The sequence below is a fragment of the Paenibacillus xylanilyticus genome, from assembly GCF_013359935.1.
In the GTDB taxonomy this organism is placed as follows: domain Bacteria; phylum Bacillota; class Bacilli; order Paenibacillales; family Paenibacillaceae; genus Paenibacillus; species Paenibacillus xylanilyticus.
The window spans coordinates 468975-483064 of sequence record NZ_JABMCB010000190.1; the positions used below are offsets into that span (position 1 = coordinate 468975).

11 protein-coding genes and 1 pseudogene are annotated in these 14090 nt (G+C 46.3%); 4 read left to right on the plus strand and 8 right to left on the minus strand.

Translation table 11 applies throughout. From position 1 onward, the window contains the following. Positions 1–77 precede the first annotated feature (77 nt). Positions 78–4274 (minus strand): DUF4073 domain-containing protein, encoded by a 4197-nt coding sequence (locus HP552_RS19075; protein ID WP_175396970.1) that lies wholly within the window; start codon positions 4272–4274, stop codon positions 78–80. Between the two features lie 428 nt (positions 4275–4702). On the opposite strand from HP552_RS19075, the gene HP552_RS19080 reads away from it, so the two are divergent. Then, positions 4703–5749, plus strand: a complete 1047-nt coding sequence (locus HP552_RS19080) for a CdaR family transcriptional regulator (protein ID WP_175396971.1) — start codon at positions 4703–4705, stop codon at positions 5747–5749. A 108-nt stretch (positions 5750–5857) separates the two neighbouring features. Here the strand turns inward: HP552_RS19080 and HP552_RS19085 are convergent, their stop codons facing one another. The 3 genes and pseudogenes from HP552_RS19085 to HP552_RS19095 all read right to left on the minus strand — a co-directional run bounded on the left by HP552_RS19085 (position 5858) and on the right by HP552_RS19095 (position 7908). After that, positions 5858–7000 (minus strand): glycerate kinase family protein, encoded by a 1143-nt coding sequence (locus tag HP552_RS19085; RefSeq protein WP_175396972.1) that lies wholly within the window; start codon positions 6998–7000, stop codon positions 5858–5860. Between the two features lie 22 nt (positions 7001–7022). Then, a pseudogene (locus tag HP552_RS19090) lies at positions 7023–7160 on the minus strand (GntP family permease); the annotation flags it as partial. A gap of 205 nt (positions 7161–7365) precedes the next feature. Beyond that, positions 7366–7908, minus strand: a complete 543-nt coding sequence (locus HP552_RS19095) for a hypothetical protein (protein ID WP_175396973.1) — start codon at positions 7906–7908, stop codon at positions 7366–7368. 98 nt (positions 7909–8006) lie between these two features. On the opposite strand from HP552_RS19095, the gene HP552_RS19100 reads away from it, so the two are divergent. Then, positions 8007–8924: a phosphatidate cytidylyltransferase gene (locus tag HP552_RS19100; RefSeq protein WP_175396974.1), complete on the plus strand. Its 918-nt coding sequence runs from the start codon at positions 8007–8009 to the stop codon at positions 8922–8924. A gap of 73 nt (positions 8925–8997) precedes the next feature. On the opposite strand, the gene HP552_RS19105 is transcribed toward HP552_RS19100, so the two are convergent. Next, positions 8998–9588, minus strand: a complete 591-nt coding sequence (locus HP552_RS19105) for a hypothetical protein (RefSeq protein ID WP_175396975.1) — start codon at positions 9586–9588, stop codon at positions 8998–9000. Between the two features lie 334 nt (positions 9589–9922). On the opposite strand from HP552_RS19105, the gene HP552_RS19110 reads away from it, so the two are divergent. Beyond that, positions 9923–10981: a bifunctional transcriptional activator/DNA repair enzyme AdaA gene (locus HP552_RS19110; protein ID WP_175396976.1), complete on the plus strand. Its 1059-nt coding sequence runs from the start codon at positions 9923–9925 to the stop codon at positions 10979–10981. Positions 10982–11038: 57 nt separating this feature from the next. Further along, positions 11039–11815: an isocitrate lyase/PEP mutase family protein gene (locus tag HP552_RS19115; RefSeq protein ID WP_175396977.1), complete on the plus strand. Its 777-nt coding sequence runs from the start codon at positions 11039–11041 to the stop codon at positions 11813–11815. A gap of 117 nt (positions 11816–11932) precedes the next feature. Here HP552_RS19115 and HP552_RS19120 read toward each other — a convergent pair whose 3' ends face one another. From HP552_RS19120 to HP552_RS19130, 3 genes are read right to left on the minus strand one after another with little or no spacing between them, the layout of a single operon-like run. Continuing rightward, a complete protein-coding gene (locus HP552_RS19120) occupies positions 11933–12631 on the minus strand; it encodes a hypothetical protein (protein ID WP_175396978.1) in 699 nt (232 codons plus the stop codon). Then, positions 12628–13503, minus strand: coding sequence for an ATP-binding cassette domain-containing protein (locus tag HP552_RS19125; RefSeq protein ID WP_175396979.1), 876 nt, complete (start codon positions 13501–13503; stop codon positions 12628–12630). The genes HP552_RS19120 and HP552_RS19125 overlap by 4 nt, the downstream gene beginning before the upstream one ends. Further along, positions 13500–13880 carry a GntR family transcriptional regulator gene (locus HP552_RS19130; protein WP_175396980.1) on the minus strand — a complete coding sequence of 127 codons (381 nt, stop codon included), beginning with the start codon at positions 13878–13880 and terminating at the stop codon, positions 13500–13502. The genes HP552_RS19125 and HP552_RS19130 overlap by 4 nt, the downstream gene beginning before the upstream one ends. Positions 13881–14090 lie beyond the last annotated feature (210 nt).

The following is a 14090-nucleotide window of genomic DNA, read 5'->3' on the forward strand; positions in this document are numbered from 1 at the left end:
TCGTATGTGATAGTTCGTTAAAACCAAAAAAGGTCACCCCTTCGGGTGGCCCTTTTAGTGTTCACTTCTACTGACGCTTATTTGTGTGCTGCGGCTTCAATATCTGCATAAGCCCAGTGTGTTGCGGGTACATCGGTAAATGTAACACTGGACATTCCAGGTGCCGGTGTACGCTTGAACAGCACATTTAACACTTTTACTGCTTCAGCTCGAGTCAATTTGTTGTCCGGTTTGAACGTACCATCCGTGTATCCGGTCATCAAACCAGCAGATTGCACATACGCGATTGCTTCAGCAGCCCAGAAGTCTGTAGATACATCTGCAAAGGATGCGCCAGGTTCACTAGCTGCTGCAGCATTGGATTGCTGCTGCATCCAGCGGTAAGCAATGGCTGCCATTTGCGCACGAGTGATTGAACCTTCTGGCGCAAATAGAGTCGAACTCATACCATTCATGATGCCTGCAGCCTGGGTCTGTTCAATGTTGCTGGCAGCCCAGTGAGTTGCAGCTACATCCGTAAAGGTAACGGAGTTCGCTGTCTCTGTTCCCTCCGACAGGTTCCGCGCCAGCATGGCTGCCATTTGTGCACGGGTCACGAATGCATCTGGACGGAACTCATCCCCAAAGCCATTAATATATGGTTTGTGTGTATCTTGCGATGCTTTCAGACCATCCACAACAACCAGCGTGAACGTGCTGAATTTGCTTACTGTAAATTCAATGCCTTCGCTGCCATCATTCAGCTTGACCAGCTTGCCTTGAATCAGCTCTTTGGTACCGTCACTGTGCTCAATGTACACAGCCAGGTTGTCCAACGCCTGCTGACGTGCAGCTGCATCTGTCGGCAGACTATCGCGCAGCGGCAACGTCAGTGTGACTTCACGACTTTGCATATTCGTTTCAATCTCTACCGGACGAGCCAATACGTTTACGTCTGCATTAGGTTTAATTTGCTGAATCAGCTGCTCTTTCTTCGCGCGTTCTTCCACTTCTTGGCGCTGGGATTCCTGCTTCATCGGAACGATGCGGAAATACAAATCTTGGTCGAAGCCTGCGGTAGAACTCGTTGGAATCGAAATGATTGCATTCTCTGTTGAGATCTCCAGCTTAAGTCCGCCGTCATTCAGCAGTTTTACCGCTGCTTTTGGCAGTTCAATGCGAGTCTCGGATACGGAATCTTTGGCGTCCGGAATAACGATGCGCGCTGTATCCATGCCAAGCTGTTTCGCTTTTTCTACGGACTCTCTTGCAGTCGCTTCAGACATCGTTACAAGATCCTTCACCTTACCGTCTGTATTGGTTGTACGTGTAATCGTTGTTTTCACCAAATTGGTCCCATTGGTACCATTCACATCAACCGTAAGTGTTTCCTGGTTTGTTGCTGGCGCCGATGTTACAGGAGTGGATGAAGATCCGCCACCGGTGCTTCCACCACTGCTTGGCGGATTGGTAACCGGAGTTTTGGGTTCAAAAAACTCGTCAAATGCGGATTGAACCTCCGTATAGCTTACATAACCATTAGCCGGTCTCTTGTCCAGCATCCATTGTGCAAGCTTTTCGATCTTAGACTCATCGCTCGACAACTCTGTCAATCTCGAAAAGTTCAATGGGAAATCCTCAAATTTCCCCTCTCCTGCCTGGTTGTTGAATTCTTCAATCTCTTGTTGAATCATCAGAAGTGTAACCAAAGTCTGACTCATCTCGCCCGTAGTGTCTACATTAAAGGAAGGAGAAATGGTCAAGATCATAACCATGCCGAGCACAGCCTGATCCACTGACAACTCCTCTTGTTCCATCACAAGGCGGGCCAAATAAGCAATCATTTTCTGATCTACAACAGATCCATCCACATACTTTTTGCTGAGCATACGGAATTCTTCAAACTCTTCAATGGAGAAATAATCATCTACTTGAGAAAGCTTCAAATAGAAATTATCCAAGTGATTTTGCATCTCAGACTGACTGGTTGCCTTGTAGGCAAGCACGGCTTCATATGCAAGCTCAACTGTATACCTCACTTGTCCTTCAACATCATAATCATACTCATCTGGAAGCAAATCAATCACAGCTTGGGCTACAGCTAATTGCTCTTCAAGGGTAAGATCATTGAATCCCGCAGGAAGTGTTACAAGCTCAGGGCTGTTGCGGATAATAGATAGAACATCATCTACATTTTCTGCATCCACCGCTTGGTTCAGTTGTTCCATTGGTGTCCGCAGCACATTTTCTGTAAAAGTTAACGTCGCCGATTCACCAGCAGGGACATTACCGTTAGCTTTAACCCGAACCAAGACGGTGTACGCCCCATCAATGCGCGGATTTTCTTCCGGCACGTAAGAGAACCACTGCGCACCACCATTCAATGAATATTCCATTGTAGAATCCGCACCGATTATGGTGTTATTGATATCATCCGCTTGAACATTAGGTGCAGGCGGTGAAACTGGCGGGGCAAAAAATGCATTAAAAGTTTCCTGGATTTCACTGTATCCGGTATATCCGCTTACGGGCCTTTTATCAATCATCCATTGGGCCAGTTCTTTGTATCTTGCAAATGTAATGCCATCTACTTTATCAAGATTGAGCGAGAATACTTCCATCAATTCTACCGTAGATGCATCCAGGTTATACTGCGTTGATTCCTTCTGTAATAAACGTAGACGTACCAATGCATTGTACATTTTGGTTTGGTTCGTCAGAGTGTTGATTGGTCCATACGTCGATAATTCGGTAGATAGCTGCTCACTATACTGATATACAGGTATAGAACTGCGCATTATATCAAATTTAATGTTGTATGCTAAAATTTGCTTATCTACTGCTGACAAATCACGATACTTTTTCCCGATACTGTAGAAGCTCTGGATGCTGGAATCCATATTCGCACTAAATACCTCAGGCAGACCCATCAGCATGCCAAAATACGTTGTAACCTTCTGCTCTACGCTCAGTAAATCACGGGTTTGAAGAATACCGCGTGGGTAATTAACCAGATCAATCACATATTGTACTTGATCTTTACTTACATATTCCTTGCTTCCGTTCATATAAATTAAAAACTCAGCCATAGATTCTTTTTCGTTATTAGTCCAGCTGCTAAAATCGGCGGGGAGGTTAACTCCCAATTGGGGATTTTGAACTGCTGTGAGTACCCCAGCCACATTCTGAGCCGTTTTTGCCAGATTTATTGGCTCAAGTGGGTCTGTTCCACTGTTTTCTGTAAAATTCAAGGTTGCAGCAAGACCTGCCGGGGTATTCCCGTTCGTTTTCACACGTACTTTAACAGTTACATTACCATTGAATACGGGCGGATTTGAGGAAATATATTCACTCCAGTTCCCGTCATCATTCTGACTATACTCCATCGTACCGTCTGCACCCAAGATTACATTGGCTTCATCATCCGCAGTAACTAGTGGTGCGGCTGGTGCGAAGAATGTATCCAATGCAGTTTGTACTTCTGCTACAGTGTTATATCCACCAATTGGTCTTTGATCAATCATCCACTGTGCCAGCTCAGCTCTCTTTTGCGCATTATCTATCATGGCAGACATCATGCCCAGATGTACTGGGAGGGGCAGAGCGCCACTGTCTGGACTTGTTTCAATGAACTGATTAAACATAATCTCTGTGAGGTAGAGGTTAAATAGAACACTTTCCATCTCTGCGGCATTAAAAGCTGCATTTATTCCATGATAATTTGACAGCTCACTTATCATGTAGTCAATCTGGGTTTCATAATTGATTGAATCCGCAGAACCTACCGTTGCATTTGAAAACTGCATCCAGCTTGCAAAGATCTGTTTATCGGCCCCCAATAACATGTCGTGCTTTACACCAGCATCATGCATCCGAATGGATAATTCACTTTGAAAGTTTTCTGTTGCTTGTCCAAATAAATGATACATATCGTTCAGCATTTGCTGCACAATGTTGTTATCTGTCTGTTTGGGATAAAGCACCAAGGAATACAGTACGTTGAAGAAATATTGGGCCTGGCTAATACTATCGTAGCTATAATCTTGCGGAAGCAAGTAAACCATCCCTCTTGCGATTTCCCCTTTTTGATTCTCGTCCATGGATGTATATCCATCTGGTATCGTTAAAAAACCATTTTGATCAATAATGCGTTGGACCTCAGCAATGTCTGCGTTCCTCTTAGCTTCATTGAGATCCCCTAGTGGTGAAGCCGCATTCGCTACTCCTCCTACACTAAAAACCTGTAAAAACAGAACCGCAATTAATAAACAACTTACCAGCTTTCTATAAAGCATAAACCTGTATCCTCCCCTTCTCTATTCCATTCTAATGTCCTATAGTTTAGGCCTATTGTAGTACACAACTCTGAACGGATTCTGAACAATCAATCCAGTAAATGGAAAAAGATCCTTTCTGGAGGTAAAAATCAGGTCGAATCTTAAATATTTTTCGTCATTATTCATCATTTTTCGATTTATATGTAATGATAGAGACCTACATTGCCCTTCTTCCTTTGCATCCAATCAGCATCTTTCCACCTTGCAAAATCCACGTGCTGACAGATAAAAATAATGGTCAGTAATTACGTATAACGCAACCATTTGTGTAAGCCTTATCAATCATCTATAATTTCGTTCAGATGCACAATATTGAATAATTTTGGAACAGGTATTGGAAATTAGATGATTAGCGCAGACTGAACGATGGAAAAGGAGGAACTGCATTGCTGCAGCTTACCGAGAAACAGGCACAGGAAATCGTCGACAAAATGATGCAGGATATCCCCTACAACATCAATATCATGAACGAGGAAGGCATTATTATAGGGAGCGGTCAGAAGGAGCGGGTAGGCACGGTTCATCAGGGGGCTGTTCGGGCACTAACTACAGGAAGTCGAATTGAGGTCTGGCAGGATGGTAGATTGGAGAAAATGGGCACCAATGAGCCGATTGGTATCAACAATCAGCATGTCGGTGTGATCGGAATTTCCGGCCATCCGGACGAAGTCCGTCCGTTCTGCAACATTGTGCGGACAACTGTTTCTCTCCTCATTGAACAACGGAATCAACTGGAGAACCTGGCCCATGAGGCCTCCCGCAAAAAGGCTTTCCTGGAACGTCTGTTGAATCATTCCGGTTCCTACTCCATGAAGTTCAGGAAAGAAGCATGGCAATATAATCTCGATCTGCAATTGCCAACGGTTCTTCTATATATGAGGGCCCTCGTGAATTCACCTGAATTTAATGAAGAGTTCGGCAAAGTTTTGCTGAAATTCCCCTCCTTCTCTATTGAGGACGAAGGCAATGCACACATCGTCATGATTCAGAGCGAATCAGACCTTGATCCCCTGGTTCAGCAATTACAACTGGAACAACCTCACTGCTTTATTTCTGTTAGCCGGAGAGAACCCAACATTGCCGTATGTTATGAACAGGCAAGGTCCGCCATGAATATTTTGTTGGCACTTCAGCCGGCTGCAACTCTTATCCGTTACGATGAGGTGCAATTTCTGGTGCAGTTCAGCAAAGCCCGCCTAACTTCTCAGGCCAATATCGTCAGCAGGCTGGAAGATCATGCGGATCTGCTGGACACTCTCCGCAGCTTTATCCATCATAATGGCAGCATGACTACAACAGCCACCGATCTTAATATTCATCGAAACACCCTGCAATATCGCCTCAAACGTATACAGAGCGTTACGGGCAGGGATCCACGAAACTTGCTCGAACTGATTGAACTTACCCATGGACTGCTCGCGTTCTATCAGTAGCACCAGCTCTAAACAGCAAAGAGACGGGCACACGATATCTGCATTCCTGCAGGAACCATCCCCCGTCTCAATCATTTTTTTCTTCAATTACTACGTTTAGATCTGGGATCACAAGCCCAATTTCAGTACCCTCGCAATATTCTCCATGGTGCGCTCCACATTCTCCGGCCCTTCACGAAGCAGCTTACCCAGATCGGCTGTTCCCGGGACAATACCGAACACGGCATCGATCCCCTCACTGTACAGTGTATCGATTCCTTCACCAACACATCCTGCGATGGCAATAACCGGTTTGCCTGCTTCCTTGGCTGCCTTTGCAACGCCGTATGGTGTTTTGCCGAATTTTGTTTGAAAATCGATTCCACCCTCGCCTGTAAACACCACATCTGCATGGTTCAGCTTACCCTGCAAACCTGTATATTCGATGACAATCTCAATGCCCTTACGCAGAACAGCCTTGGTGAAAATCAGCAATCCTGCACCCAGTCCACCCGCTGCCCCTGCGCCTGGAACATCCCGAATATCCTTGCCCAGCTGCTGCTTCACCACCTCCGCATAGTGGGAGAGGTTGGCATCCAGCAGCTGTACCATTTCCGGTGTAGCCCCCTTCTGCGGTCCAAACACCCTTGAAGCACCATGCTCCCCGTACAGCGGATTGGTCACATCACAAGCGACAATGAGCTCCACTTCCTGCAGACGTGGGTCCAAGCCGGATACATCGATATGGGCTAACTGGTTCAGAGCACCGCCACCACGGGCAAGCGGCTGACCTTGAGCATCCAGAAACTTCGCCCCCAGAGCCTCGGCCATGCCAGTACCGCCATCGTTGGTGGCACTGCCGCCGATTCCGATAATAATTTTGCGAATTCCGAGGTTCAGACATTCCCGAATGAGCTCTCCTGTTCCATATGTCGTCGTGCGGAGCGGATCTCGGGTGTCCTTGGTTACCAGATGAATCCCGCTGGCCGAAGCCATCTCGATGGCTGCCGTTTTACCGTCACCCAGAATGCCGTATTGTGCCATGATCGGCTGACCAAGCGGCCCACTCACCTCTTTACGGTGAATGGCACCACTGGAGGCATCTACCAGCGATTGCACCGTCCCTTCGCCGCCATCTGCCATAGGCACATGGACGTAACTCGCTGCCGGATAGATTTTACGCAATCCTTTTTCCATCGCGATACAGACTTCCTTCGCCGTCATACTCTCCTTGAATGAATCCGGTGCCAGTACAAATGTCTTCTCTCCCATTCTTCTCACCCCATCCTTGTTATTAGAGAATAAATCCGTATAATAATGTGGCTACAATCGCCATCGTTCCAACTACAATTGCTTCATATGGAATGACGCCCATCCGCTGCCGAATGGTAATCTTCATGCTGTCTGCCGAAACATGGAAGTAGTTACCCTCCCATGCACTTGTTGAATACGCTCTCATTATAGACGCTGGAACATTTAATAAATATTGATTAAAGGACGAAATTCATTATGCAAACGCACAACACCGGAGATATAGGGCAATATCGAGGCTGATTTTGACCAGTCGGCGAAAACCTTCCCGTGAAATACAGAAACAGCCTGTTGCCCAATATCAGCGGCAGCAGGCTGTTCAGCATTTATGCACCCGGCTTATAGTCACTTAATTTTCCTTCATAAACCAGCTTCAATCGATCACTCTGCCGGAAATCATCCGGGGTTACGAGCGCGGGCAGCTTGTTCCACAGCTTGATGCCAGAACGCTGGAGAATTTCAGCCACGAACTGGGAGCAGAAGTAGGAGTTGCTGAATTCCACGGGTTCCTTCAAGGTAATGCCGATCACACCCAGCAGATTGTACATGTATTTCTGCCGGCTGCGAATAAAGATCTGCAGCACCCGCTTCATCTTTTCCACTTCACGATCCGTAACCTGAAGCTCGTAAATGACACATGTCGTATTCGGATATTTGCTATATGTACCTGTCTGTATGTCTTCCTTCACGAAACCACCATTCAGTGGATTGTTTGGGTGCTTGCGGCCGAAGCTGTACAGCTCGGATAATTCCCGGTTAAAGGAAATCGAGGCATGATTATATGGTGCTCTCGTGTAGCTTTGAATGACTTTGGTAAACAATGTCCCTGTATTCGTAAGCAGGATATAGATCGAGTGTTCAGCTGTCATGACGAAATTTCCCCTTATCAAGTTGGCACTATTCCTTCATAATAACATAGGTACCCTATTATGGGATCTTACTTCTGGAATAAGCAGGTGATCGGTACGTGAGCAGTTCGCTCTTCACATTAACTCTCATTTTCACAGCACTACTCGTCATACATATCGTGTACAAAATCATTGCAAAGCTTCAGCCAGACAAGGATTATTCGGGCATTGGCAACAAAATCAAAACCTGGTGGGGCATGCTCGTCATTTTCTGTCTCGCCACCCTCTTCAATCCGATTGTCTCCCTAATCTCGCTGATGGTGCTCGCGTTCTTTGCGCTCAAGGAGTATTTCTCCATGATCCGCACCACACGCAAGGCGGATCGCAGACTTTTCCTGTGGGCGTATCTCGCCATACCGGTTCAGTTCTACTGGATCTATATTGGATGGTATGGAATGTTTATCGTCTTTATTCCACTGTACGTCTTCCTCGTATTGCCGCTGCCACGCCTGATTAACAAGGGAACGGTCGGCTTTCTGCGAAGCGTGAGTTCTACGCAGTGGGGGTTGATGCTGATGGTATTCGGGCTCAGCCATCTGGCCTACTTCCCGTTCGCAGCGCCGGAGTATGGTTCGAAGCTGGTGCTGTTCCTGGTTGTGTTAACACAGCTTAACGATGTGGTGCACTATCTGGTTTCTCTTTACTTGGGCAAACGAAAAGTGGTGCCAACAGCCAATCCCTTTTTGACGTGGGAAGGGTTCGCCTGTGCATTCATTGTAACCACCGCTGCCTCTTACTTCATTCACCCTTATCTGACTCCGTTTGATTGGCAATTCGGAATCTTCATCGGTGTGTTGATCAGCCTCGCCGGTTTCTTCGGAAGTCTGACGGTGTCTGTACTGAAGCGGGATTTGTTAATCGGGGACGACAACAAATTTGATGCACTCAAAAAAAGCTATTTGAGCCGGGTCGACAGCCTGACTTACACCTCTCCGGTCATGTTTCATGTGGTGCGTTATTTCTTTGACTTTATGTAGAACGACAAGGCTTATGATGTTAGGCACCTGTTTTGATATAACAAGAAAGCAGCCGTCTCCCGGCTGCTTGGACTTATTTTTTCAATTCAACTTCCTTCTCTGCCATGATCTCCTGACCGGCTTCGTTTTCGTATACAAGAGTGATTTTGCCCCGTTCACCCTTCATCTCATCCGTGTACTTAAATCCGGAGAATTGTCCGTTACCACTGATATAGAAGCCTTCTTTTCCATCTCCCCCGTGCTGAATGGCTTCTGCTGGCGTGTTCACAATGGTGATCTGGTTGGATGTCCACCGTAATTCAGATAGGGTGTACCCCTCAGGTACCTGATTCACGGAAAAATCAAAGCTCTTGTTGTTCTCCTTCGGCTTGTCCGACTGGTCAATGCTAATTGTAATGGGTTCGTCTGCGTTCGCAGATGAATCGGATTGAGCTGACAGTTTACCTTCATTCCCGTCAGCCGTATTCGCCGGGTCCTCTTTGCCCTGTTTGGCGTCCGAATTGGGAACCGAACTGTTCCCCGCTTCCTCAATAGGCTCCTTCGATTGCGGATAGGCGTGTTCCTGAACCGATTCATTGTTATTTTTCGCGCCACAGGCGCTGATCAGCAGCAGGATACACAGCATCGACACCAATAGAGCAGATTTATTTATATTCTTTTTCATCACTGGAACTCCTTCCACCTTGGTCTAATAGATCGAAACAACACATGCCTTAATAATCACTACACCATATCGTCCCTCATGAAGCTCCATTATATGTAAATCATTAATAAATTCTTTACCGCACCTGCCTCGGCGAACCTAGAAATGGACATGTGTTACCTTAGTAAGGTCGATCAAGAAATTCAATTCCATGTATGTTCTTCAAATAAAAATATTAATGCCTGAATTTCGGCGATGCCTCATTCGTCGTTTTTTTATAATATCAAGGAAAGGTAGCCCTCTGAAGGAGTTACCTTCTGCCAACTGGAACAAAAATAGTAAGGACGTGCGATCAATGATCAATGCTGAACTGAAAGAACAATACTATCAGGCTCTGGTGGCCAAAGATTCGGAATACGAAGGTTTATTTTATGTCGGCGTCAAAACGACGGGGGTGTTCTGTCGCCCAACCTGCCCTGCACGGAAGCCCAAATTCGAGAACTGTGAATTTTACGAAACCGCACAGCAAGCACTTCTTGCTTCATTTCGTCCTTGTCAGCGCTGTCGTCCCCTATCCCATCCCAATCAGGTGTCTGATGTAGTACGTATATTGGTCGAAGCGGTCGAAAACAATCCGGAAAAGCGGTGGAAGGGCCAGGATTTCAGAAACCTGTCCATTGACGAGTCTACGGCCCGCCGGCAGTTCAAAAAGCGTTTCGGAATGACCTTTGTGGAATATGCCCGCGCACGTCGCATGGGGCTCGCCCTGAAGAACATCCGCTCTGGTCGCACGATCATTGATACTCAATTATCCACTGGCTACGAATCCAGCAGCGGTTTCCGGGATGCCTTTTCCCGAATCATGGGTGCCGCTCCTACCCAAGTGGACGATGGACAGGTGCTGAAGGCCTCCTGGATCGATACACGTCTTGGACCCATGATGGCCGTCGCAGATGATAATGCCCTATATCTGCTTGAATTTGTGGATCGAAGAGGCCTGGAACGGGAAGTCGAGCGGCTGCGAAAGCGAACCAAGTCAGCGATTGTGCCTGGTGTAACCGAACCCATTCGCTCCATAGAACGGGAACTGGAGCAGTATTTCGAAGGGACTCTAACTGAATTCCATACCCCGTTGTTCTGTTTAGGAACACCATTTCAAAAGAGCGTTTGGGAACAGCTTGTTGCGATTCCACCGGGCGAGACAAGGTCGTATCAGGATATCGCCGTAGCACTGGGCAAACCGTCCGCATGCCGTGCGGTAGCGCAGGCGAATGGAGCCAATCAACTGGCCATTGTGATTCCGTGCCACAGGGTCATTAATGCAAGTGGTGATCTGGGTGGATACGGTGGTGGTCTAACTCGTAAGAACTGGCTGTTGATGCATGAGAAGTCTGGTTGTGACAGCAATCATTGAAACATGATCGGCAAAAGTAATTCAATTTGTAGAGATATAACGGAGGAGAGTCAACCTATGCAAACCCTTAAAGAGAAAGCAGAGCTGTTTCACCAGCTTCATGTAAAAGGTAATCCCCTTGTGTTGGTCAATGTTTGGGATGCCGGAAGCACACAAGCGATTGAGTCGACTGGAGCCAAAGCGATCGCTACCGGAAGCTGGTCCGTTGCCGCTGCCCACGGTGAACAGGATGGGGAAGAAATGCCCTTCTCATGGGTGCTTGCCAATCTGGCTCGCATCACATCAAGGACAAAACTGCCTGTTACAGTAGATATTGAGGGAGGACATGGAAGGTTTGCGTCAGAAGTGAAGGAAAATGTCCTTCGGGTAATCGAGCATGGAGCCATAGGCATCAACATTGAAGATCAATTTCCAGGGGGAACAGGTCTCTACTCGGTGGAAGAGCATGGTCAGCGTCTCAAAGCAGCTCGGGAAGCTGCAGAACTGGCAGACATTCCTTTGTTTATTAATGCCCGCACGGATATTTTTCTGCAAACTGCACCAGATCAGCATGCTCAATCCCACCTCGAAGAAGCAATCGTACGATCACTGGCTTATGCAGAAGCAGGAGCGAGCGGTCTATTCGTTCCAGGTCTGCAAAATCAACAACTGATTCAGGAGCTATGTGAGCGCTCCACGCTTCCAGTGAACGTGATGGTAACATCCGATGAGCCAACACCGAAACAACTCGCCAAACTGGGAGTATCCCGCGTAAGCTATGGACCTTATCCATATCAGCAAGCGATGGAATATTTGAAAGAACTGGGACGAAGCATCCTGCTTGAAACGAGCTGATAAGTTTCAGTGTCCTTAATGGTTTAAACGCGCAGAAAAACACGAGGCACGGGTGCACTCGTGTTTGTTCGTATCCATATTACCCATAGAGTCTTCCTTACGAAAACCTGATAACCCTCAATCTTTTCTGCCTTTCATCGTAAGGGGAGCATTCTTCATCATGGGATAGGTGCTTAAAATTAGTGCCCAACCAATCACTCCTGTGACAGTAAACAAAGCTAACCAGTTGACACTCGTGAACCACTGCACCCACACGCTGAGGTCAGATAGAACAATGGCCAATGTAAGGATCAAAGTCAACCCAAAGAACAAAATTAGAAAATTGCGCATTCCCAGCCTAATCCAGCAGACAGTTGAAAAGATGGACAATCCCAGCACGAGAAAGCCAGTCATCAGGTCAATCCACAGATAAGAGATAAAATGATACTCTTTGGAGTACAACGTGCCTAGTTGATAAAAGGTTACGCCGAGTGATCCATATGCCTGGAGAAGATGCATGATGAGATAGATCACATTCAGAATGACCATTGCCCCCACAACCATCCAGGCCGAGATAACATAAAAAGACTTCAGGAACTGAATTCGTGTACTGCCCAAACCGATCGCGACGGGATACAATGTGATGATTCCCGCTACGGCAAAAGCACAGATCCCTCCATACATGGGACCAAGCAATTGTGTGCTGTACGCAACATCAAATATGAATCCAATGGCCAGATATACTACAGTAAGCATAAGGGTGATGAATGAAAATATTTTTAAATACCAACCCATATCATCCAGAATCAGTCGATTTGTTCCTTTTACGGAGTTCATCCTTTAACCTCCTCGTGTTTCCGGGTCAAATTGACCAGATAATCCTGCAGTGTTGCTTTCTCGATGGAAAGACCATGTGCCTGCGCAATATCCTTCCATTCCCTGGAGTACGAAGCATCAATCATCACTTTCTTGGTTGACCCAAGTTGTGCAGATTCAATGATTTTCTCACCTTTGGTAACTAGATCAACGTCACTAATTAACCCTGTTAGAAGAACTCCTCTCTCGCGTATCTCTTCCATCTGCTGATGATACATGACATCACCCCGGTGGAGCACAATAAGTGACTCACATAAGGGCTGAATCTCCTCAATATGATGCGTAGAAATCAGAAACAAACGGGGATGATCTTCATAACTTTCCAATAAAGCATTGTAGAAATATTTGCGCTTCTCGGCATCAAGTCCGTTGGTCGGCTCATCCAGAATGGTAATATCAGCGTAACTTGCAAGGCCAAGAATCATCTGGGCGGCCGTTTTCATGCCTTTGGAAAATTTGACGATCTTTTTTTTGGACGGCAATTCAAACTGATCGATCAATCGCTCCGCGAATTCCTGATTCCACTGGGGATGGAAGTACTGCCCGAATCGTACCAAGTCATTCATGGTCCAGTTCCTGCCTAGAGGATGATTCTCCTGAATGTAGCAGAGATGTTTCTGAGCAGCCAGATTATTATACGGGTCTTCCCCCATCACTTGAATACGGCCGTCATCAGGACGGTTGTGCCCTGCAAGCAAGCTCATAAGTGTTGTTTTTCCGGCGCCATTCCTCCCCCAGATTGCACTAATAACCGGCTCATTTTCATGTAATGTAATGTTGTTCAAAACGGGCGTCTGATGATAACTATAGCTTACCTGATCAAAACGAATCATGAGTCACTCTCCTTATCTCTCTTGCCCTTAATCAGATCAATAATCATGTCTTCATTCATGTGAATCCGTCTGGCTTCCTCGAGCAATGGCTTAATATATTCTTCGTAAAAATGCTGTTTTCGCTCGATAAGCAGTGCATCTCTTGCCCCTTTGGCGACAAACATTCCAACACCTCGCTGTTTGTATATCATTCCTCTGTCCACAAGCTCCTGCAGCCCTTTGCGTGCTGTTGCAGGATTGATATTGTAGAACCGCGACAGCTCATTGGTCGATGGAACCTGCTCCTCCGCTTGTAATCTGCCTTCCACAATATCATCCATAATCATCATGGCAATCTGATGGAATATGGGCTGAGATTCATCCAAAGTCGATTTCATGCCAATCCAACTTTCATTATTTAGGTTAATTGGTTAGTTACTTGTGTAACTAACTATAGTACACAGAAATCCAAATGTAAATAGCCGAATAGCCTATAAATGCATTTTTTCTGGTTTGGTTTTCAAACACATGCAAAAAAACGCCTCTGAATGATTATTCAGAAGCGTTCTGATTTCTTATTGAACTAAGTACCAAATCCATGGTCAGCG

What these genes read in the sequence shown, in the direction of transcription:
- HP552_RS19125 (WP_175396979.1), bottom strand. Translation starts at nt 13,503, where the DNA reads ATGATTCGTTTTGATCAGGTAAGCTATAGTTATCATCAGACGCCCGTT.
- HP552_RS19110 (WP_175396976.1), top strand. Translation starts at nt 9,923, where the DNA reads ATGATCAATGCTGAACTGAAAGAACAATACTATCAGGCTCTGGTGGCC.
- HP552_RS19105 (WP_175396975.1), bottom strand. Translation starts at nt 9,588, where the DNA reads ATGAAAAAGAATATAAATAAATCTGCTCTATTGGTGTCGATGCTGTGT.
- HP552_RS19085 (WP_175396972.1), bottom strand. Translation starts at nt 7,000, where the DNA reads ATGGGAGAGAAGACATTTGTACTGGCACCGGATTCATTCAAGGAGAGT.
- HP552_RS19130 (WP_175396980.1), bottom strand. Translation starts at nt 13,880, where the DNA reads ATGAAATCGACTTTGGATGAATCTCAGCCCATATTCCATCAGATTGCC.
- HP552_RS19075 (WP_175396970.1), bottom strand. Translation starts at nt 4,274, where the DNA reads ATGCTTTATAGAAAGCTGGTAAGTTGTTTATTAATTGCGGTTCTGTTT.
- HP552_RS19120 (WP_175396978.1), bottom strand. Translation starts at nt 12,631, where the DNA reads ATGAACTCCGTAAAAGGAACAAATCGACTGATTCTGGATGATATGGGT.
- HP552_RS19115 (WP_175396977.1), top strand. Translation starts at nt 11,039, where the DNA reads ATGCAAACCCTTAAAGAGAAAGCAGAGCTGTTTCACCAGCTTCATGTA.
- HP552_RS19095 (WP_175396973.1), bottom strand. Translation starts at nt 7,908, where the DNA reads ATGACAGCTGAACACTCGATCTATATCCTGCTTACGAATACAGGGACA.